This window comes from Pseudomonas sp. GW823-FHT06B06 (genome assembly GCF_058795195.1).
Map to the genome: position 1 here is coordinate 134,392 of NZ_JBXAHO010000013.1, position 19,638 is coordinate 154,029.

Genomic DNA, 19,638 nt, shown 5'->3' on the forward strand with positions numbered 1-19,638 from the left:
CACCCCATCATGAAACGCCAACTTCTGCTTAGCCTTACACTTTCAATGCTCGCCAGCACCGCTTTTGCGCTGCCGGCCGCTGACCAGGCCACTCCGCAAGTGAAAGACACTCACTCGGTGTTCAGCCAAACCGTTGCCGCTGATGGCTCCGACCGTACCCCAGGTCAAACCGTCGCTGCTGATGGCTCCGACCGCACTCCGGGTCAAACCATCGCCGCTGATGGCTCCGACCGCACCCCAGGGCAAACCGTCGCCGAAGGTGGTAACGATCGCCTGAGAGAAAAAGGCCTGATCGCTGAAGACGGCTACGACCAGACTCCACAAGGTCAAACGGTTGCCGCTGACGGTTCCGACCGCACTCCAGGTCAAACCATTGCTGAAGGCGGTGGTGACCGTGTCATCGAACGCAACAGCACTATGAGCTAAGCCCATGGTGGCCTTGGAAAAAAGCCCAATCAACAGATTGGGCTTTTGATTTTCTGGTCATTGCCTTTTGTAGAATTCGCACCGCCCCGCCTGATCCCGCCTATGTCGTTCGACGCCGGCAAAGCCGATTTGCTAGAGTGCGCCGCAGTCCTATTCAGAAAACGTCATTGCGATGCTGCCCCGCGCCGAACAGAAACAACAAACCCGCAACGCCTTGATGGACGCTGCCCGCCATTTGATGGAGGGCGGCCGAGGATTTGGCAGCCTGAGCCTGCGTGAAGTCGCGAAAACCGCCGGAATCGTCCCCACCGGCTTTTATCGGCATTTCGCCGACATGGATGAACTCGGCCTGGTGTTGGTGAGCGAGGTCGGCCAGACCTTCCGTGAAACCATTCGCCTGGTGCGGCACAACGAGTTTGTCATGGGCGGCATTATCGACGCGTCCGTGCGGATATTTCTCGATGTGGTGTCGGCCAACCGTTCGCAATTCCTGTTTCTCGCCAGAGAACAGTACGGCGGTTCGTTGCCGGTACGCCTGGCCATTGGTCGCTTGCGCGAGAACATCAGTTCGGACCTGGCTGCCGACCTGTCCTTGATGCCGAAACTGCAACACCTGGACATGGCCGGCTTGAGCGTCATGGCCGATCTGATCGTCAAGAGCGTGTTCGCCACTTTGCCGGACATCATCGACCCGCCAGCCGACGCGCTGCCTGAACACTTGACGCCGCAAGCAAAGATCACCCAGCAGCTGCGGTTCATCTTTATCGGCCTCAAGCATTGGCAGGGGCTTGGAAGTACCGAGTAACGCTTAAGAAGATCGCAGGCTTGGGCAGCGCCTACACTGCGCCGCGCCACTGTGCCATCTCTGTTCGCCACAAATTGGTGCAGTTTGAAAAATCTGCGCACCAATTTCAGTCAAGATCCTGAGCACCTCGAAACTTTTCCTACGCTGCCTACAGGTATTTCCTACACGCCCCCAGATTGGCAAGCCCCTTGCTCTAGCCTGAGCATTGTCCATTGCTGGAAGCTTTCCGATGCTGGTGATTCATCGCAGAATCGACCCTCAACCCGACTGGGCCGCCGAATTGCACCTGACCTTCGAGGCCAGGAGCAAAAGCCGCTTGCGCTGTTTCAGTGCCGAAGGTGAGGACGTCGGTTTGTTTTTGGAGCGCGGTCAACCACCCTTGTATGACGGCGAATGTCTGCAAGCCGAAGACGGCCGCGTGGTACGCGTCTGTGCCCGTCCCGAACAATTGCTGCACGTCACCTGCACCAATGCCTACGAATTGACGCGTGCCGCCTATCACCTGGGTAATCGCCATGTCGCCCTGCAAGTGGGCGACGGCTGGTTGCGCTTGCTCGACGACTACGTGCTCAAGGCCATGCTCGAACAACTTGGCGCGCAAGCCGAACCCATCGAAGCGGCCTTTCAACCTGAACACGGCGCCTACGGCGGCGGCCATCACCATTCCCGCCACGGCGACGAAGACTTCAACTATCCGCCAAAACTGCATCAGTTCGGCGTGCGCCCATGAACCCTGCATGGGCCCTGCTGCGCCTGGCCAGTCCGCAATTGCCGATTGGCGGCTACAGCTATTCCCAAGGCCTGGAAATGGCGGTGGACAACGGCCAAGTGCACAATCCCGACAGCGCGCGGCGCTGGATCAGCGATCAGTTGCTGCTCAATCTCGCCCGCTTCGAGGCGCCGCTACTGCTCGCCCATTGCGTGGCCGCGGTCGAGGAGAATTGGAGCGAACTGCTGCAGCGCTGCGAAGAACACCGTGCCAGCCGGGAAACCCGCGAACAGCATCAGGAGAGCCGGCAAATGGGCTACTCCTTGCAGCAGTTACTCAACGGCCTGCCTGAACTCGATGCACCGGCCCGCGCCTTCCTTGAACAACGACCAGAACCACACCTGGCCCTGGGCTGGGCGCTGGCCGCTCGCGCCTGGCGGATCAGCCCGCAGGATGCACTGGCCGCGTGGCTCTGGAGCTGGCTGGAAAACCAACTGGCGGTATTGATGAAAACCTTGCCACTGGGCCAACAGGCTGCGCAGCGCTTGACCAGTGAACTGCTGCCGCTGCTGCAACAGGCCCAGCAGGATGCTACCCGAATCAACCCCGAACACTTTGGCAGTGCCGCGTTTGGCCTGTCCCTGGCGTGCATGGCCCACGAGCGCCAGTACAGCCGTCTGTTCCGTTCCTAAGGACCCCTTATTCTGGAGAATCACATGAACACACAACCCTTGCGCGTCGGCATCGGCGGCCCCGTCGGTTCCGGTAAAACCGCCCTGACCCTGGCCCTGTGCCTGGCCCTGCGCGAACGCTACAACCTGGCAGTGGTGACCAACGACATCTATACCCGCGAAGACGCTGATTTCCTGGTGCGCAACGAAGCGCTGGCGCCGGAACGCATCATCGGCGTGGAGACCGGCGGCTGCCCGCACACGGCGATCCGCGAAGACGCCTCGATCAATCTTGAAGCCGTGGATCAATTAAACCGCCGTTTTCCGGGCCTGGACCTGATCCTGGTGGAATCCGGTGGCGACAATCTCTCGGCCACCTTCAGCCCGGAACTGTCCGACCTGACCATCTACGTGATTGACGTGTCCGCTGGCGACAAGTTGCCGCGCAAAGGCGGGCCGGGGATCTGCAAATCCGATCTGCTGGTGATCAACAAAATTGACCTGGCGCCCCTGGTGGGAGCGTCGCTGACGCTGATGGACAGCGATACCACGCGTATGCGCAACGGCAAGCCGTTCGTGTTCAGCAACCAGAAAACCGGCCAGGGACTGGACGCGATCATCGCCTTCATCGAACGCCAGGGCCTGCTGACGGCAGCCTGATCAAGACTTATCAACAAGGAAGCTTCTCGATGACACTCAAACGCATTCTGGGCGCAATGACCCTGCTGTTGACACCGACCATTGCGTTGGCCCACCCAGGGCACGGGGACAATGGCTTGGTCGCGGGCATCAGCCACCCGCTCGGTGGACTCGATCATCTGCTGGCAATGCTCGCGGTCGGCCTGTGGGCGGCTCAGCACAAAGGTGCGGCGCGTTGGGCGCTGCCGTGCACCTTCATTGTCACCCTGCTGATCGGCGGTCTGCTGGGTTTTGCAGGGCTGGAACTGCCGGCGCTGGAAGGTGGCATTGCCGCGTCTGTGTTGGCGCTGGGCCTGGCGGTGGCCTTGGCGGTGCGTCCACCGTTGAGCCTGGCAATGGCCGCAACGGCGTTGTTTGCGCTGTTCCATGGCGTGGCGCATGGCCTGGAGTTGCCGGACATGACGAGCCCTTGGGGATATGCCACGGGATTTGTCGCGGCGACCGCGGTGTTGCATGCGGCAGGTTATGCGTTGGTACGGGTGTTGCCGCAAGCTGCTGCGCCTTTAGTGAGACTGGCGGGGGCGGCTTCGGCGGCGACTGGCGTGTGGTTGTTGGCAAGCTAAATCTCTATTGCCCGTGATGGCGTCTTCGCGAGCAGGCTCGCTCCCTCATTTGCCCTGCGTACACAGTTTCATTGTGGGAGCGAGCCTGCTCGCGAAAGCGGCCTGAGAGACAACACAGCTCTAAGGCCTGCTAACATGTCGCGCAATCAACCCTGCCGTGACGACGCCAGCCAATGCCGCCTGTTTCCCGCTCCGCCTCCCAGCCTGAACTGACCGCCCTGTTTGCCTCGGTGCAACAGCACTTCCAGGACGTGATCGTGCCGCTTTGGCAAGGTCCCGGCTGGAATGCCGAGTTGGCGCTGCCCTATGAGGCGCTGGACGCCGAGCACCACCCATTGCCTCCACAACGCTACCGGGCCATGGCCTGCGCGCGGCAGCTGTATCTGTTTGCCAGCCTGATCGGCCAGGTGCCAGGCGCTCAAGAGCGCGCGGCAGCGCTGTTCCGTTCCTTGCAGCGGCACTTCCACGATGCCGAGCATGGCGGCTGGTTCTACAGCATCGACCCGCAGGGCGCGCCACTGGATCAGCGTAAAGATCTCTACACCCACGCATTCATTCTGTTCGCCTGCGCCCACTACTGGGACAAAGTCCGCGAGCCGCTGGTGGAATCGGTGCTCAACGCAGCCCTGGAAGTGATCGCGCAACGTTTCGCCAGCGGTGACGGCCTCTACGAAGCGAGCCTCGATCGTGACTGGTCATCGTTGAACAGCGGACCGCTGCAAAACCCGTTGATGCACCTGGCTGAAGCCTTCCTTGCCACGCTGTCGGTGCGTGAAGACCTCGCTGTGCAACAGGCGCTCGTGGACTTATGCACAGGGATGCAGCGGCGGTTTATCGATCCGCAACACGGCGTGTTGATGGAAAAACCGCTGGGTGCTGTGGATAACTGGTTCGAACCCGGGCATCAGTTCGAGTGGTATTTCCTGCTCGAGTCGTCCGACCTGCTGCGTGGTTCTCCACTACATGCTTCGCTGGAGCGCGCTTTTGCCTTCACCGAACAACTGGGCGTCGACCCACACACCGGTGCCGTGCGGGCCATGCTGGACCTGGGTCCGGATGGCGGCTCACGGGACGCGACTCAACGGATCTGGGCCCAGGCCGAATACCTGCGCGCCTTGACCCTGCGACCAGGCAGTGAGGCTTCGGTGCTGCGTCAATTGCAGGCGTTGCAGCAGCGCTCGCTGCACGCGGGCGGCTGGTATGAATGCCGCGACGAACAGGGTGAAGTGAGCCGGCGGGACATGCCATCGACTACGCCTTATCACTTGGCGACCTGTTATCGCGGGTTGGCTGAGTATCTTGGTTGACTGAACGATCGTTGTCGCGGGCAAGTCGGATCGCCGCACCGCTCGCGCCTACATTGCGAGGAATCCACCAGGTTTCACGCAATCCACTTGCGGTCCCCGGTAAAACTGATGGTCAGCCACCTCGCCGCATCAGGTTTGCCGAGCTTCGCGGAGATCTCCTCTCGTAGCGCATCCAGTTGCACCACGCTGCGCAGCGGATAATTTGTCGGCAACACGATGTGAATCTCGATAAAACACGCCCGACCGTGCTTCTGCACGTAGGAAATATAGTCGTCGAAACCATGCTCGATCTTCGCCTCTTCCATCACCTGGCGCACCTTGTCGTCCAGTTGATCCGGGGCGATTCCCAGCACATCGCGTAACGCCGGGCCGATGATCTTGAACGCCGGAGGGAGCATGCCCAGGGCCAGCAGAATCAGAATCATCGGGTCGACATACAACGCCCATTTTTCGTAGCCCTGGGTCTTTAGCAACAGCGCAATAAGAAAGCTCACCAACAGGCCGGCCGAGAGCATCGCGTCCACCAGCCAACTGATGTTGTCGAACTGGATCAGCGATGACTTGAGCGTGCGATTTCGATGGCGAACGTAGAAAAAGTAAATGAGCTCGACGACGGTGAATACCGCCGCGTAGAAGATCACCAAGCCAAGCTCGACATCGCGTCCACCACTGATGATGCCGAACACTCCGTTGAGAAAGGCATAAATGGCCACCAGCAACAGGAAACTGCCTTCGATCACCAGCACCATGGGTTCCAGGTGCCAGGAGCCGAACTGGAAGCGTTGATTGCTTTCCTTGGCGATCAGCCTGGCGGTGATCAGCATCAGGACCTTGATGAAGGTTGCAACCAGCGAAAAGAATCCATCGAACAGGATGGATTGGGCACCCGAGGCAAACCCGGTGATGATCCCGGCGAATGTCACCACCAGCATCAGGAAGGTCGATTGCTTGAGCAGCGCCTGCTCGCCTCGATTGCTCACATGGTCTCCTCGAAAACCTTGAACCGCAGGGCGCGGCGAGGTTGTTGGATGAGGAGTCTAGCTGATGTCCGGCGTTGTCAGTTCCGGCCCCTTCGCGAGCAGGCTCGCTCCCACAGGTTCACCAAAGTCCCTGTGGGAGCGAGCCTGCTCGCGAAGGGCCGTAACGCGGTCTTACGCCTTGCCACCACTGCGATCAATCGCAAACCCGGCCCAGGTCTGGCTCACCGGCATCAGCTCGACGCTGTTGATGTTGATGTGCGCCGGGGCATTGAGGACCCAGAAAATGGTCTCGGCAATGTCTTGCGGCTGGATCGGGTCGGCACCCGCATAGGTGGCGTTGTAACGCTCCTGGTCACCGGCAAAGCGCACCAGAGAGAACTCGCTTTCGCACAGGCCCGGTTCGATGTTGCTGACCCGCACGCCGGTGCCCTGGAGGTCACAGCGCAGGTTCAGGGAGAACTGTTTGACGAACGCCTTGCTCGCGCCATACACATGGCTGCCCGGGTAGGGGTAGTTGCCGGCAATGGAGCCGAGGTTGACGATACCGGCGCCGCGACCATGAGCGATCAGGCGTGGCAGCAGCAGGCGGGTGCTGTACATCAGGCCTTTGACGTTGGTATCGACCATGGTGTCCCAATCGTCCAGGTCGCATTTGGGCGCCGGATCGACCCCCAAGGCCAGGCCAGCATTGTTGATAAGTCCACGCAGCTTGGCGAAGGATGGCGGCAGGTTCGCAATGGCTTCTTCCATGGCCTGGCGGTCACGCACATCAAGCACCAGCCCGTGCACCTCGGTCTGCTTCGACAGTTCGGCGCACAGGGCGTTAAGGCGCTCTTCACGACGCCCTGTCAGCACCAGTTTCCAGCCGGCCTCGGCAAAACGACGGGCACAGGCTTCACCGAAACCGGAAGTCGCGCCGGTAATAAACAGGGTGTTGGACATGGTGTTCTCCTTGCTACGGCTGATCGGCAGCCATTGGAATAGAAAATCAGCAGGCAGCATGCCCGGCCTTGCGCACAGCGGCAACCGGCGCGCTTTCTGTACAAAAAACGAACAAAACTTGCAACGCCTTGCCGGCCGTGGCTTGCAGCCATATGCACGCACCTTATCCACAGCCCCATCCACACATTCCGGGGGCAAGTGGAAAAGCTGAAAGCCGCTATCCACAAGGCTTTGCGGGCCGATTTGAAACTTTTTTGCTTGACCCCAATCGGCCTGCTGTGTAGCCCAGGGTCATTTTCCCGACCGCGCGGTCAATCCAGCGATGGCGCCAAGCCAGTAACTACGGCCCTCAGCCAAGTCTTTCCAGAGTTTAACCACAGACTTATCCACAGGCTTGTTCACTGCATTCAGGCGCTCTTTGTACGCTAAGAAAAAGGTTGACAACACTGCCTTGAAGACAAGAAAAAGCGCCTGATCAAAAAACAACCATCGCGCTGCAAGCCACGGATTCAAAGGCGCTCAGCCAGCTACTCCCACGTTATTCACAGCCAGTTCCACAGCAAACGGGGACAAGTCAAAACCATGATAAAACAACAATTTGCAGCGGCTTTATGTCGCGCTTTCAGAGGTCGACAATTTTGTTTTCCACAATTTCACTTTACCTCACACCACCGCTCTTGTAGGAGCTGCCGCAGGCTGCGATCTTTTGATCTTGATTCTTAAAAAACAAGATCAAAAGATCGCAGCCTCGTTTCACTCGACAGCTCCTACCAGCTTTTACATGGGCGAAAAAAACGCCCTGATTTTGTCAGGGCGTTTTCATTGGACGCTAAGGTTTAGTGCCCGCCAAGATAAGCGTTGCGCACATCCTCGTTGACCAACAACTCCTTCCCTGTACCGCTCATGCGAATCTCGCCGTTGACCATCACATAGGCTCGGTCCGACAGGCGCAGCGCGTGGTTGGCGTTCTGCTCGACCAGGAAAATGGTCATGCCGGTCTTGGCCAGCTCCCGCAGCGTCGCGAAGATCTGCTTGACCACAATGGGCGCCAACCCAAGGCTCGGCTCATCGAGCAACAGCAATTTCGGCCGGCTCATCAGGGCTCGTGCGATGGCCAGCATCTGCTGCTCGCCACCCGACATGGTCATCGCCCGCTGGGTGCGTCGCTCCTCAAGGCGCGGGAACAGCTTGAACATGCGTTGCATGTCTTCCTTGGCGTACTTGTCGCCGATGGGGATGGTGCCCATCAACAGGTTTTCCTCGACGGTCATGTCGGGGAACACCCGCCGTCCTTCCGGCGACTGGGCAATGCCGTTGGAGGCGATGTAGTGCGACGACTTGTGGGTGATGTCCACGCCCTGGTAAAGGATCTGTCCGTCCGCCGCGCGTGGCTGACCGAAGATCGACATCAGCAGGGTCGACTTGCCGGCGCCGTTGGAGCCAATCAGGCTGACGGTCTCCCCTTCGTTTATGTGCAGCGAGACATTCTTCAGGGCCTGGATGGGCCCGTAGAACACGTCCAGGTCCTTGAGTTCGAGGATGGGTTTGCTCATACCACCTCCTCTTCATCGGCACCCAGGTAGGCGGCAATCACTTTCGGGTCGTTGCGAATCGCATCGGGACCGCCCTCGGCGATCACGACGCCGTGGTCCAGCACCACAATGTGGTCGGAAATACTCATTACCATGCCCATGTCGTGTTCGATCAGCACTACGGTCAGATCATGCTCGTCGCGCAGCAGCCGGATCATCGCGCTCAGCGCTTCGGTTTCCTGAGGGTTGAGGCCGGCGGCCGGTTCGTCGAGGCAGATGATCTGCGGACGGGTGCACATGGCCCGGGCGATTTCCAGACGACGTTGCTGGCCGTAGGACAGCTCACCGGCCAGGCGGTTGGCGCAGTCCACCAGGTCCACCACTTCCAGCCAATAGAAGGCGTGGTCCAGCGCATCGCTTTCGGCCTTGCGGTAGCCCTTGGTGTTGAGGATGCCCGCCAGCAGATTGCGGTTGACCCACATGTGCTGGGCCACCAGCAGGTTTTCCAGCACCGACATTTCCTTGAACAGGCGAATGTTCTGGAACGTCCGCGCCAGCCCGGCGCGGTTCACCAGGTGGGTGCCGCCGAACATCTTGTAGCGCAGGCGACTGATAAAGCTTTTTGGCGAGACGAAATCGGTAGGCTTGAACGGTTCGCCGAGCATTTTGATGACGTTGGTTCGCTGCCCCCGCACGTTCAGTTCGATCTTGCCACCGGAGGCCTTGTAGAACCCGGTCAGGCAGTTGAACACTGTGGTCTTGCCGGCGCCGTTCGGGCCGATCAGGGCGAAGATCGAGTTGCGCTTGACCTTCAGGCTGACATCATTCAACGCCTTGATGCCGCCGAAGTGCATCATCAGCTTCTCTACGGAGAGTACGACTTCGCTCATGGCGCTACTCCTTTACGCGGGGTCACACCGGTACGGCTGATTCGAATCAGGCCGCGCGGTCGCCATATCATCATCAACACCATCAGGATGCCGAACAGCAAAACGCGGTATTCGGCGAAGCCACGCAGCAGTTCCGGAGCAACGGTCAATACGAAGGCCGCAATCACCACGCCGATGGTCGAGCCCATGCCGCCGAGCACCACGATGGCGAGGATCAGGGCCGATTCGAAGAAGGTGAACGAGGTCGGGTTGACGAAGCCCTGGTAGGTGGCGAAGAACACGCCAGCCAGGCCGGCCGTCGATGCGCCGATGGTGAATGCCGAGAGCTTGACCAGCACGTGGTTCAGGCCCATGGAACGGCAGGCGATTTCATCCTCGCGCAGCGCTTCCCAGGCACGGCCAACGGGCATGCGGGTCAGGCGATGCTTGATGTACAACACAGCCAGTACCACCAGGAACAGTACCGCGTAGATGAAGTAGTACTTCACGTCCGGGTTGTAGGCGATGCCGAAGAACTCATGGAACGGCACGCCCCCGTCCTTCGCGCGCTTGCCGAATTCCAGTCCGAAGAAGGTCGGCAGTGGTGCCGGCATACCGTTCGGACCACCGGTCAGGGACAGCCAGTTGTTGAGGATCAGGCGAATGATTTCACCGAAGCCCAGGGTCACGATCGCCAGATAGTCGCCGTGCAGGCGCAGCACCGGGAAACCGAGGATGCAACCGGCCAGCCCGGCGGTGATCGCCGCCAGCGGCAGCACCGTCCAGAAGCCCAGCCCCAGGTACTGATAACCGAGCGCAAGGCCATAGGCGCCGATGGCGTAGAACGCCACGTAACCCAGGTCGAGCAAGCCGGCCAGGCCCACTACGATGTTCAGCCCAAGCCCCAACAGCACATAGATCAGCCCGAGAATGACCACGCCCAGCAGGTAGGAGTTGGAGAAAAACGGGAACACCACGGCGATGACGATCACCAACGGGATGATCCAGCGCAACCGCGATTTGTAATCCGGCGCCAGCACATGCACCCCGGACCCCGTGCTTTCAAAACCTTCGAGGATGCTCAAGCCCTTGGGGGTTTGCAGGAACATGCTCAAGGCAAAGCGACCGGCCATGACAATGGCGACAATCCACGCCACGCGGGTGGTTTCCAGGTTGAAGCCGTAGCCATCGAGAACGACACCGACAATCGGCCCGAACACGATCAGGGCAATGAGGCCGGCAAGAATCGCGTCAACCAGACTTTTCTTGATATCAATGGTTTTTTTAGTGGTTGAGGACATCGCTTACACCTTCGACACAAGAGGACGGCCGAGCAGGCCTTGGGGCCGAAAGACCAGAACGAGAACCAGCAGCGAGAAGCTGAAAACGTCTTTGTAGTCCGAGTTCACCAGGCCAGAGAACAGCGACTCGGAAATCCCGAGGATGATCCCGCCCAGCATGGCGCCTGGCAGTGAGCCGATCCCGCCGAGCACCGCGGCGGTGAACGCCTTGATGCCGATGATGAAGCCGGCATAGAAGTCGAACGTGCCGTAGTTCATGGTGATCAGCACGCCGGCCAGGGCCGCCATCGCTGCACCGATGATGAACACATAGGAAATCACCCGGTCGGTGTTGATCCCCAGGATCGAAGCCATCTTGCGGTCTTGCTGGGTTGCACGGCACATGCGGCCGAGCTTGGTGTACTTGATGACGTAGGTCAGCAGGGCCATCCCGACAAACGCTGCGACCAGGATGAACACCTTGGTGTAGGTCAACTGCACGAAACCTGTGCCGACTTCCACGCGCCACGCTCCGCTGAGCAAGGTTGGAACACCTTGTTGCTTGGCGCCCTGGGCGATCTGCGCATAGTTTTGCAGAATCAGCGAGATACCAATGGCGCTGATCAGCGGTGCCAGTCGGGTGGAGTTACGCAGGGGTTTGTAGGCGACGCGCTCGATGACCCAGCCATACACCGCCGTGACGACGATGGTGAAGATCAGGGTGCCGAGCATCAGCAGAGGGAAGGATTCAATACCGAAGTATGCCAGCAGAGCCAGACTGATTGCCGCGAGGTAAGCGGAAATCATGTAAACCTCGCCGTGGGCGAAGTTGATCATGCCGATGATGCCATAGACCATTGTGTAGCCGATGGCGATCAGGCCATAGACCGACCCGAGGGTCAGGCCGTTGACCAGTTGCTGCAGGAAAATACCATCCATAACGCAATCTCACGCAATGAGAACCTGTCCACCTGCCGGTGCGGTTCTTCTAAGGAAAATACAGATATACGTCGGAGCAATGTCAGCCACGATCAGCCCGGCCCACACCGTCCCCTGTGGGAGCTGGCTTGCCAGCGATAGCGGTAGTACATTCGACAAAATTGTCTCCTGCAAGTCCGCCATCGCGGGCAAGCCCGCTCCCACGAGGATCTGTGGGTTCAGGTGATTGAGTCAGCCCTTACTTCTGTTTTTCCAGCTGGTGGTATTTGCCATCCTTGTCCCACTGGTAAACCACGTAGTCGGAGACTTTCAGGTCGCCCTTGCTGTCCCAGGTCTTCTCGCCCATGACGGTCTTGACCGGATTTTTCTTCAGCCACGCAGCCGCTTCTTCGCCCTTGTTGGATTTGGCGCCGTTGAAGGCAGCCGCCAGGGTCTGCACCGAAGCGTAGGCGTACAGGGTGTAGCCTTCAGGCTCGGTACCGGCCTTGCGGAAGGCGTCTACCACGGTCTTGCTGTCTGGCAGCAGGCGTGGGTCAGCACCGAAGGTCATCAGCACGCCATCCACGAATTGCGGACCGCCTGCGGTGGTCACCAGTTCGTCGGTCACGATGCCGTCGTCGGACATGAACTTGACGTCTTTCAGGCCTTGTTCACGCAACTGGCGAACCAGAGGACCGGCTTCCGGGTGCAGGCCACCGAAGTAGACGACGTCAGCGCCGGCACCACGGATCTTGGTCACGATGGTGCTGAAGTCTTTCTCGCCACGGGTCAGGCCTTCATACAGCACTGGCGTTACGCCGCGCTTGACCAACTGGGCCTTGGTGGCGTCAGCCAGGCCTTGGCCGTAGGTGTCCTTGTCGTGCAGAACCACGACCTTCTTGCCCTTGAGCACGTCGACGATGTAGTCGCCGGCCACGATGCCTTGCTGGTCGTCACGACCGCACATGCGGAACATGGCGCTCAGGCCGCGTTCGGTCACCTGTGGGTTGGTGGAGCCTGGAGTGATGGCGATGATGCCCGCTTCGTCGTAGATCTCGGAAGCCGGGATGGTCGAGGAGGAGCAGAAGTGGCCAACCACGCCGGCGACTTTCTGGTTGGTCAGGTCCTTGGCGACCGTCACAGCCTGTTTCGGTTCGCAGGCGTCATCGCCCTTGACCAGTACGATTTTTTCCCCGTTCACGCCGCCCGCTGCGTTGACCGCATCGGCTGCTGCCTGTGCACCCTTCATGTACTGCTCGCCAAATGCCGCATTGGCGCCCGTCATTGGACCCGCTACGCCGATCTTGATGTCAGCCTGAGCAAACGCAGAAACACCCAAAGCAGCTGCCACTGCGAGGGCCAGAAAGCCTTTCTTGTAAAACGTCTGGGACATGAGGTGGTGCTCCATGGTTTTTTTAATTGGCACTGCGACTTCACTGATTGCTCAGAGCAAGGGCCGTGCCATCGGTTTTTTATTCTTAAAAAAGTCGCTGCTTTATTCTTATTTCGACTATCTCGGGCCCATTTTCATTGGGCGTGCAACCGTCTAAACCGCGGAAGGTAAAACCATTATTTTTTTGAGGCGCAACCCGCCCGCGCCATCATTGCAACCGCGGCACTAAACGACGTGCAACCAGCCTGTAACAACGTGCGTCACCGAAGTGCACACTGCTGGTGCGGGACTGCTACAACCCGCACCACTACAGGCTAGCTGCTGATCAAAAAAGCGCCGCTTTCAACAGCAAAAATCAACATTCAGATCACGATCCGCAGGCACTGGCCTGCGTGATACAGCGAAAAACCGGCCTCGTATAGACAACTACGCAATCCCACCCCTGCCAGTGGCTGCATTGGAGCGAAGGGAATGGGTAGCGCTTGAGGATTTCCGTTACACAAATAATCGGCGAATGCCTTGCCAACCACCGTCCCGGTGGTCACGCCCCGACCGTTGTAGCCGGTCACTGCCACTATTCCGGGTGCCGGTTCGAACAGGCGCATCAAGTGATCCGGGGTGAAGGCGATGCGCCCCGTCCAGGTGCACTCCCACTCCACCGGCTTGAGGTAAGGAAAGTAATGTTGCTGCACGCGATCGGCCCAGGCCTTGAGAAACCAGGCCGGTTTCTGATTGCCATTGCCGAGACTGCCAAGCAGCAGGCGCCCGTCCTTGTCCCGGCGAATGCTGCTGAGCACCTGGCGGGTGTCCCAGGAACCCTGGCCACCGGGCAAGATTTGCCGGGCCGCGTCTTCGGTCAGCGGGACCGAGGCCACCTGATAGTAATAACCGGGGAAGAAATTGCGTCGCAACTCGGTCCAGTCACCTTCGGTGTAGGCATTGGAAGCGATCACCACTTGCTCGGCCAGGACCGACCCCTGCGCAGTTTGCACCGACCAGCGTTGCCCCTGCCGTTCGAGGCGGGTCACCGGGGAATGATCGAACAACTGACCGCCCAGGCCCATTGCCGCCTTGGCCAAGCCGGTGGTGTAAGCCATCGGGTTGAGCGTGCCAGCACGACGATCGAGCAATGCCGCGGCGATTTTCTTGGTGCCTGTCGCTTGCTCACACGCTTTACCGGTCAGCAATTCGACGGGGGCGCCACGGCGCTTCCATTGTTCTTCACGACTGCGCAAGTCAGCTTCGCCACGGGCGTTGTGCCCCATGTGCAATGTGCCTTCGCGGCGCAACTGGCAATCGATGTTGTACTTGTCCACAAGGCTGAACACCAATGAAGGTGCTGCGCCGAGCATTCGGTTGAGCTGACTGCCGACGGCCTCGCCAAACCCGGCTTCGATCTCGTCCGGGGGAATCCACATGCCGGCATTGACCAGCCCGACGTTGCGCCCCGAACCGCCGTGGCCTGCGCGGTGTGCTTCGAGCACGCACACCGTTTTGCCCTGCTCCAACAAATGCACCGCCGCCGACAGCCCGGTAAAACCTGCGCCAATGACGCAGACATCGACTTTCACCTCACCCTTGAGCGCCGAGTTGTCGGGCCTTTGCGGCGTCAGTTTTTCCCACAGACACTCTTCGCGTAACGGCATTGCCAGACTCCAACGGAAACCTAACCAACACACACAAATCAGTGTGGGAGCGAGCCTGCTCGCGAAAGCGGTTTATCAGTCACCGTTGATGTCGACTGACAGATTGCATTCGCGAGCAGGCTCGCTCCCACAGGGATCACTGCCTCGCTGAAATATCAGTCAAAGGTAATGCCCTGCGCCAACGGCAACTCCAGCGAATAGTTCACGGTGTTGGTCTGACGACGCATGTACCCGCGCCATGCATCAGAACCGGACTCACGACCACCGCCCGTTTCTTTCTCACCACCAAACGCACCGCCGATTTCCGCGCCGCTCGGACCGATGTTGACGTTGGCGATGCCACAGTCACTGCCCACCGCCGACATGAACTGCTCGGCTTCACGCACGTCGGTGGTGAAGATGCACGAGGACAGGCCTTGCGGTACAGCGTTGTTCAAACGCAGGGCTTCGTTGAAATCGTTGTAGCCGACCACGTAGAGGATCGGTGCGAACGTTTCATGGCAGACCACATCGCTCTGCTCCGGCATTTCGACGATGGCCGGCGAAACGTAGTAGGCATTCGGGAATTTGTCTTCAAGCTGACGCTTGCCGCCGAACACCCGACCGCCTTCGCTCAGCGCCTGCTCCAGTGCGTCCTGCATGTTGTCGAAGCTTTGCTTGTCGATCAGCGGACCGATCAGGTTACCTTCCAGCGGGTGGCCGATACGCACTTTGGAGTAGGCGGCCTTGAGGCGGGTGACAATTTCTTCCTTCACCGACTCATGGGCGATCAGGCGGCGCAGCGTGGTGCAGCGCTGACCGGCGGTGCCGACGGCGCTGAACAGGATCGCGCGAACGGCCATGTCCAGATCGGCGCTTGGGCCAAGGATCATCGCGTTGTTGCCGCCCAGTTCGAGAATGCTGCGGGCAAAACGCGCAGCGATTTTTGGCGCCACTTCACGGCCCATGCGGGTGCTGCCGGTAGCGCTGACCAGCGCGACACGCGGGTCATCGACCAAGGCTTCACCGGCATCGCGACCGCCAATGACCACCTGGCTCAAGTGCGGTGGCGCATCGCTGAAATTCTTCAGCACGCGGTCGAACAGTGCCTGGCAGGCCAATGCGGTCAGTGGGGTTTTTTCCGACGGCTTCCAGATCACCGGGTTGCCGCAAACCAGCGCCAACGTGGCGTTCCAGGCCCAGACCGCCACCGGGAAGTTAAAGGCACTGATCACGCCGACGATGCCCAGCGGGTGCCAGGTTTCGCGCATGTGGTGGCCAGGACGCTCGGAGGCGATGGTCAAGCCGTACAGTTGGCGGGACAGGCCGACGGCGAAATCGCAGATGTCGATCATTTCCTGAACTTCACCCAGGCCTTCCTGGGTGATCTTGCCCGCTTCCCAGGACACCAACTCGCCGAGATCGGCCTTGTATTCACGCAGGATGTCACCCAGTTGCCGCACCAGCTCACCACGACGCGGCGCCGGCACCTTGCGCCACAATTCGAATGCATGATCTGCACGACTGATGTGCTGCTCGACTTCAGCGGCACCTTCCCAGTTGACGGCGGCAATCGTGCTGCCATCGATTGGCGAATGCACCGGCACTTTGCCGTTCTGGTACAGGGCCGGGTTCACACCAAGACGATCAAGCAATGCGGCAACCATGGGTCACTCCTCAAGCAAAAAACGGAACGTGTGCAGCCGCCGAATCACGACTGATCAGACCTGTAGTTTTAGCGCTCCCGAGGTTACTCAACAAACGACCATTAAGAGAGATATCATTCCGTTTATTCATGCTGTGCATTGTTGGCAATAAAGAGACAAGTACAAAGGACCGCCCATGCTGAACAAACGCTATTTGCCCTCGATCGCTGCACTGCAGTGTTTCGAAGCCGTGACCCGCCACCTGAGCTTTACCCGGGCCGCGGAAGAGCTAAACCTGACCCAGAGCGCCGTCAGTAAACAGGTGGCGCAACTTGAAGAGCTGTTGCAGCACCTGCTGTTTCGCCGGGTTCGCCGACGCCTGCAAATGACGCCAGCGGGCGATCTGTATCTGGTGGAGGTACGAAAAATCCTCACCCAGGTCGAGATGTCGACCCATTACCTGCGTTCCTACGGTGGTGAAACCGAAGTCTTGCGCGTCTCGACACCCTCGACCTTCGGCGCTCGCTGGCTGGTGCCACGCCTCAAGGGCTGGCGCCTGCGCCATCCGTCGATCCACCTGGACCTGTGCAATGAGCAGGAAGCCGACGACCTGCTACAGGGGCGCAGCGACCTGGCGTTCTACTTCGGCCAGGGTTCTCGCCCTGGTACCGAATGCCTGAAGTTGTTCAGCGAAGAGCTGGTGCCAGTCTGTGCGCCAGGCAGCCTGCCCGATACGCCATTCACCGACCCGACGCAACTCACCGACCTGGTCCTGCTGCAAAACGCCTCCCGTCCCCAGGCCTGGCACGACTGGTTCGACAGCCAGGGCTACCACACCGAACACAGCTACCACGGTCCGCGCTTCGAAACCTTCTACATGTGCATCCGCGCGGCGCAAGTCGGCTGCGGCGTGGCATTGCTGCCACGGTTTCTGGTGGAAGAGGAACTGGCTGACGGCAAACTGGTCATTCCCTGGCAGCATGCAATGCCCAGCACCGATGCCTATTACCTGGCGTACCCGGAACATTCGGCGGAAGTGCCCAAGGTGCGCGATTTCGTCAAGTGGATGCTGGAGCAGGTGTAGGGCGGTGCAAAAATCGCTGGCAATACCCACCACCGATATGCGCCACTAGCCTTATTCCATGTGGAGAACCCCCGTTATGAGCGAGAGTGTGTTTGCCGATCGCATCGTGCAGAACCTGCTCGACACCGACTTCTACAAACTGACGATGATGCAGGCGGTGCTGCACAACTACCCGAACGTAGAGGTCGAATGGGAATTTCGTTGCCGTAACAGCGAAGATTTGCGCCCCTATCTGGCAGAGATCCGCTTCCAGATCGAACGGCTGGCCGAATTGAGCCTGAGCGCCGATCAATTGAGTTTTCTGGAGCGCATCAGCTTCCTGAAGCCGGATTTCCTGCGTTTTCTCGGGCTGTTTCGCTTCAACCTGCGCTATATCCACACCGGCATCGAAAACGGCGAATTGTTCATCCGTTTGCGGGGGCCGTGGTTGCACGTGATCCTGTTCGAGGTACCGATTCTGGCAATCGTCAGTGAGGTGCGTAACCGATATCGCTATCGGGAGATTGTCCTGGAACAGGCCCGCGAGCAGCTCTATCGCAAGTTCGACTGGCTGACCGCCAACGCCAGCAGCGACGAATTGTCCGAATTGCAGGTAGCCGATTTCGGCACCCGTCGTCGTTTTTCCTACCGCGTGCAGGAAGAAGTGGTGAACGTGCTCAAGCATGATTTCCCCGGGCGCTTCGTTGGTACCAGCAATGTGCACCTGTCCCGGGAACTGGACATGAAACCGCTGGGCACCATGGCCCACGAATGGATCATGGCCCACCAGCAACTCGGCCCGCGGCTGATCGACAGCCAGATCGCCGCCCTCGATTGCTGGGTCCGCGAATACCGTGGCCTGCTCGGGATTGCGCTGACCGACTGCATCACCATCGATGCATTCCTGGGTGATTTCGACCTGTTTTTCGCCAAACTGTTCGACGGTTTGCGCCACGATTCGGGCGATCCGGTGGTATGGGCGGAAAAAGCCATCGCGCACTACCACAAGCTCGGCATCGACCCCATGAGCAAGACGCTGACCTTTTCCGACAGCCTGACGCTGCCCAAGTCCCTGGAGATTTTTCGGGCGTTGCGGGGTCGAATCAACGTCAGCTTCGGTATCGGCACCAACCTGACGTGTGATATTCCGGGTGTCGAACCGATGAGCATCGTGCTTAAAATGACCGCCTGCAACGGCGCGCCGGTGGCGAAGATCTCCGACGAGCCCGGCAAGACTCACTGCAAAGACCCGAATTTCGTCGCGTATCTGCGACACGTTTTCCAAGTTCCTGCCCCCCTCTAGCAAGGAGTGAATTCATGCAAGCCGTACAGCGTGAGATTGCTGAACAGCTCAAGGTTCAACCGCCGTTCGCCGACGAAGCCGCCCTCGAAGCGGAAGTCGCCCGGCGGGTTACCTTCATCCAGGATTGCCTGGTCAATTCCGGGCTCAAGACCCTGGTGCTGGGCATCAGTGGCGGCGTCGACTCGCTGACTGCCGGGCTGCTGGCCCAGCGTGCGGTCCGTGAACTGCGTCAGCGCAGCGGTGATGCCGCCTACAAATTCATCGCCGTGCGGTTGCCGTACGAAACCCAGTTCGATGAACATGACGCCCAGGCCTCCGTGGATTTCATCAAGCCGGATGAGCGCCACACGGTGAACATCGGCCCGGCGGTCAAATCCCTGGCCAACGAAGTCGCGGCGTTCGAAGGCAAACACGCGGTGTCGGTGGACTTCGTGCTCGGCAACACCAAGGCGCGCATGCGCATGGTCGCCCAGTACACCATCGCTGGCGCGGCCCATGGCCTGGTGATCGGCACCGATCATGCCGCGGAAGCTGTGATGGGTTTCTTCACCAAGTTTGGTGACGGCGCCTGCGACCTGGCACCGCTCAGTGGCCTGGTGAAAAACCAGGTCCGTGCCATCGCCCGCAGCTTCGGCGCGCCGGAGGCGCTGGTGGAGAAAATCCCGACCGCCGACCTTGAAGACCTGTCACCGGGCAAACCGGATGAAGCGTCCCATGGCGTGACGTACGCCGAGATCGACGCCTTCCTGCACGGCGAGCCGGTGCGCGAGGAAGCGTTCAAGATCATTGTCGACACGTACAACAAGACTCATCACAAGCGCGTGATGCCATTTGCGCCTTGAGGCGTGAGTGAATGAAAAAGCCCGCTGAGGAGTGATTCTCAGCGGGCTTTTCTTTGACCAGCACA

Annotated in this window: 19 protein-coding genes; 10 read left to right on the forward strand and 9 right to left on the reverse strand. The window is 59.6% G+C overall.

The annotated features are described in order from the left end of the window. Nucleotides 1-9 precede the first annotated feature (9 nt). From AC1Q8Q_RS14535 to AC1Q8Q_RS14565, 7 genes are all read left to right on the forward strand, one after another. Complete coding sequence (locus AC1Q8Q_RS14535; RefSeq protein WP_492615182.1) at nt 10-426, forward strand: hypothetical protein; 417 nt, start codon at nt 10-12, stop codon at nt 424-426. Nucleotides 427-598: 172 nt separating this feature from the next. Then, nucleotides 599-1,231 (forward strand): TetR family transcriptional regulator, encoded by a 633-nt coding sequence (locus AC1Q8Q_RS14540; protein WP_020797609.1) that lies wholly within the window; start codon nt 599-601, stop codon nt 1,229-1,231. Between the two features lie 229 nt (nt 1,232-1,460). After that, the gene (ureE, locus tag AC1Q8Q_RS14545; protein WP_020797610.1) at nt 1,461-1,961 is read left to right on the forward strand and encodes an urease accessory protein UreE; all 501 of its coding nucleotides are present in this window, start codon (nt 1,461-1,463) and stop codon (nt 1,959-1,961) included. Further along, nucleotides 1,958-2,632, forward strand: a complete 675-nt coding sequence (locus tag AC1Q8Q_RS14550; protein ID WP_168757140.1) for an urease accessory protein UreF — start codon at nt 1,958-1,960, stop codon at nt 2,630-2,632. The genes ureE and AC1Q8Q_RS14550 overlap by 4 nt, the downstream gene beginning before the upstream one ends. 24 nt (nt 2,633-2,656) lie before the next feature. Next, nucleotides 2,657-3,271 (forward strand): urease accessory protein UreG, encoded by a 615-nt coding sequence (gene ureG / locus AC1Q8Q_RS14555; RefSeq protein WP_008058937.1) that lies wholly within the window; start codon nt 2,657-2,659, stop codon nt 3,269-3,271. A 29-nt stretch (nt 3,272-3,300) separates the two neighbouring features. Continuing rightward, the gene (locus AC1Q8Q_RS14560; protein ID WP_020797612.1) at nt 3,301-3,873 is read left to right on the forward strand and encodes a HupE/UreJ family protein; all 573 of its coding nucleotides are present in this window, start codon (nt 3,301-3,303) and stop codon (nt 3,871-3,873) included. Nucleotides 3,874-4,046: 173 nt separating this feature from the next. Next, nucleotides 4,047-5,180, forward strand: a complete 1,134-nt coding sequence (locus tag AC1Q8Q_RS14565; protein ID WP_168757139.1) for an AGE family epimerase/isomerase — start codon at nt 4,047-4,049, stop codon at nt 5,178-5,180. Between the two features lie 74 nt (nt 5,181-5,254). Here AC1Q8Q_RS14565 and AC1Q8Q_RS14570 read toward each other — a convergent pair whose 3' ends face one another. The 9 genes from AC1Q8Q_RS14570 to amaB form a co-directional block, all read right to left on the reverse strand. Next, on the reverse strand, nt 5,255-6,160 hold the full coding sequence (locus AC1Q8Q_RS14570; protein WP_020797614.1) for a cation diffusion facilitator family transporter: 906 nt from the start codon (nt 6,158-6,160) through the stop codon (nt 5,255-5,257). 171 nt (nt 6,161-6,331) lie between these two features. Continuing rightward, complete coding sequence (locus AC1Q8Q_RS14575; RefSeq protein ID WP_033042202.1) at nt 6,332-7,102, reverse strand: SDR family oxidoreductase; 771 nt, start codon at nt 7,100-7,102, stop codon at nt 6,332-6,334. A gap of 836 nt (nt 7,103-7,938) precedes the next feature. Next, nucleotides 7,939-8,655, reverse strand: coding sequence for an ABC transporter ATP-binding protein (locus AC1Q8Q_RS14580; protein WP_020797616.1), 717 nt, complete (start codon nt 8,653-8,655; stop codon nt 7,939-7,941). Next, on the reverse strand, nt 8,652-9,524 hold the full coding sequence (locus tag AC1Q8Q_RS14585; protein WP_020797617.1) for an ABC transporter ATP-binding protein: 873 nt from the start codon (nt 9,522-9,524) through the stop codon (nt 8,652-8,654). The genes AC1Q8Q_RS14580 and AC1Q8Q_RS14585 overlap by 4 nt, the downstream gene beginning before the upstream one ends. Further along, complete coding sequence (livM, locus tag AC1Q8Q_RS14590; protein ID WP_083350062.1) at nt 9,521-10,804, reverse strand: high-affinity branched-chain amino acid ABC transporter permease LivM; 1,284 nt, start codon at nt 10,802-10,804, stop codon at nt 9,521-9,523. Before livM ends, AC1Q8Q_RS14585 begins: the two co-directional genes overlap by 4 nt. A 3-nt stretch (nt 10,805-10,807) precedes the next feature. Continuing rightward, nucleotides 10,808-11,722: an ABC transporter permease subunit gene (locus AC1Q8Q_RS14595; protein ID WP_008058951.1), complete on the reverse strand. Its 915-nt coding sequence runs from the start codon at nt 11,720-11,722 to the stop codon at nt 10,808-10,810. A 238-nt stretch (nt 11,723-11,960) separates the two neighbouring features. After that, the gene (locus AC1Q8Q_RS14600; protein WP_020797619.1) at nt 11,961-13,094 is read right to left on the reverse strand and encodes a branched-chain amino acid ABC transporter substrate-binding protein; all 1,134 of its coding nucleotides are present in this window, start codon (nt 13,092-13,094) and stop codon (nt 11,961-11,963) included. A 362-nt stretch (nt 13,095-13,456) separates the two neighbouring features. Continuing rightward, nucleotides 13,457-14,740, reverse strand: coding sequence for an L-pipecolate oxidase (gene amaA, locus AC1Q8Q_RS14605; protein ID WP_020797620.1), 1,284 nt, complete (start codon nt 14,738-14,740; stop codon nt 13,457-13,459). A gap of 155 nt (nt 14,741-14,895) precedes the next feature. After that, the gene (gene amaB, locus AC1Q8Q_RS14610) at nt 14,896-16,386 is read right to left on the reverse strand and encodes an L-piperidine-6-carboxylate dehydrogenase (RefSeq protein WP_020797621.1); all 1,491 of its coding nucleotides are present in this window, start codon (nt 16,384-16,386) and stop codon (nt 14,896-14,898) included. A gap of 175 nt (nt 16,387-16,561) precedes the next feature. Between amaB and AC1Q8Q_RS14615 the strand changes: the two genes are divergently transcribed. From AC1Q8Q_RS14615 to nadE, 3 genes are all read left to right on the forward strand, one after another. Continuing rightward, entirely contained in the window at nt 16,562-17,449 is an 888-nt protein-coding gene (locus AC1Q8Q_RS14615) for a LysR family transcriptional regulator (RefSeq protein WP_020797622.1), read from the forward strand. 76 nt (nt 17,450-17,525) lie between these two features. Then, nucleotides 17,526-18,731 carry a nicotinate phosphoribosyltransferase gene (pncB, locus tag AC1Q8Q_RS14620; protein WP_020797623.1) on the forward strand — a complete coding sequence of 402 codons (1,206 nt, stop codon included), beginning with the start codon at nt 17,526-17,528 and terminating at the stop codon, nt 18,729-18,731. A gap of 14 nt (nt 18,732-18,745) precedes the next feature. Beyond that, complete coding sequence (nadE, locus tag AC1Q8Q_RS14625) at nt 18,746-19,573, forward strand: NAD(+) synthase (RefSeq protein WP_083350061.1); 828 nt, start codon at nt 18,746-18,748, stop codon at nt 19,571-19,573. Nucleotides 19,574-19,638 lie beyond the last annotated feature (65 nt).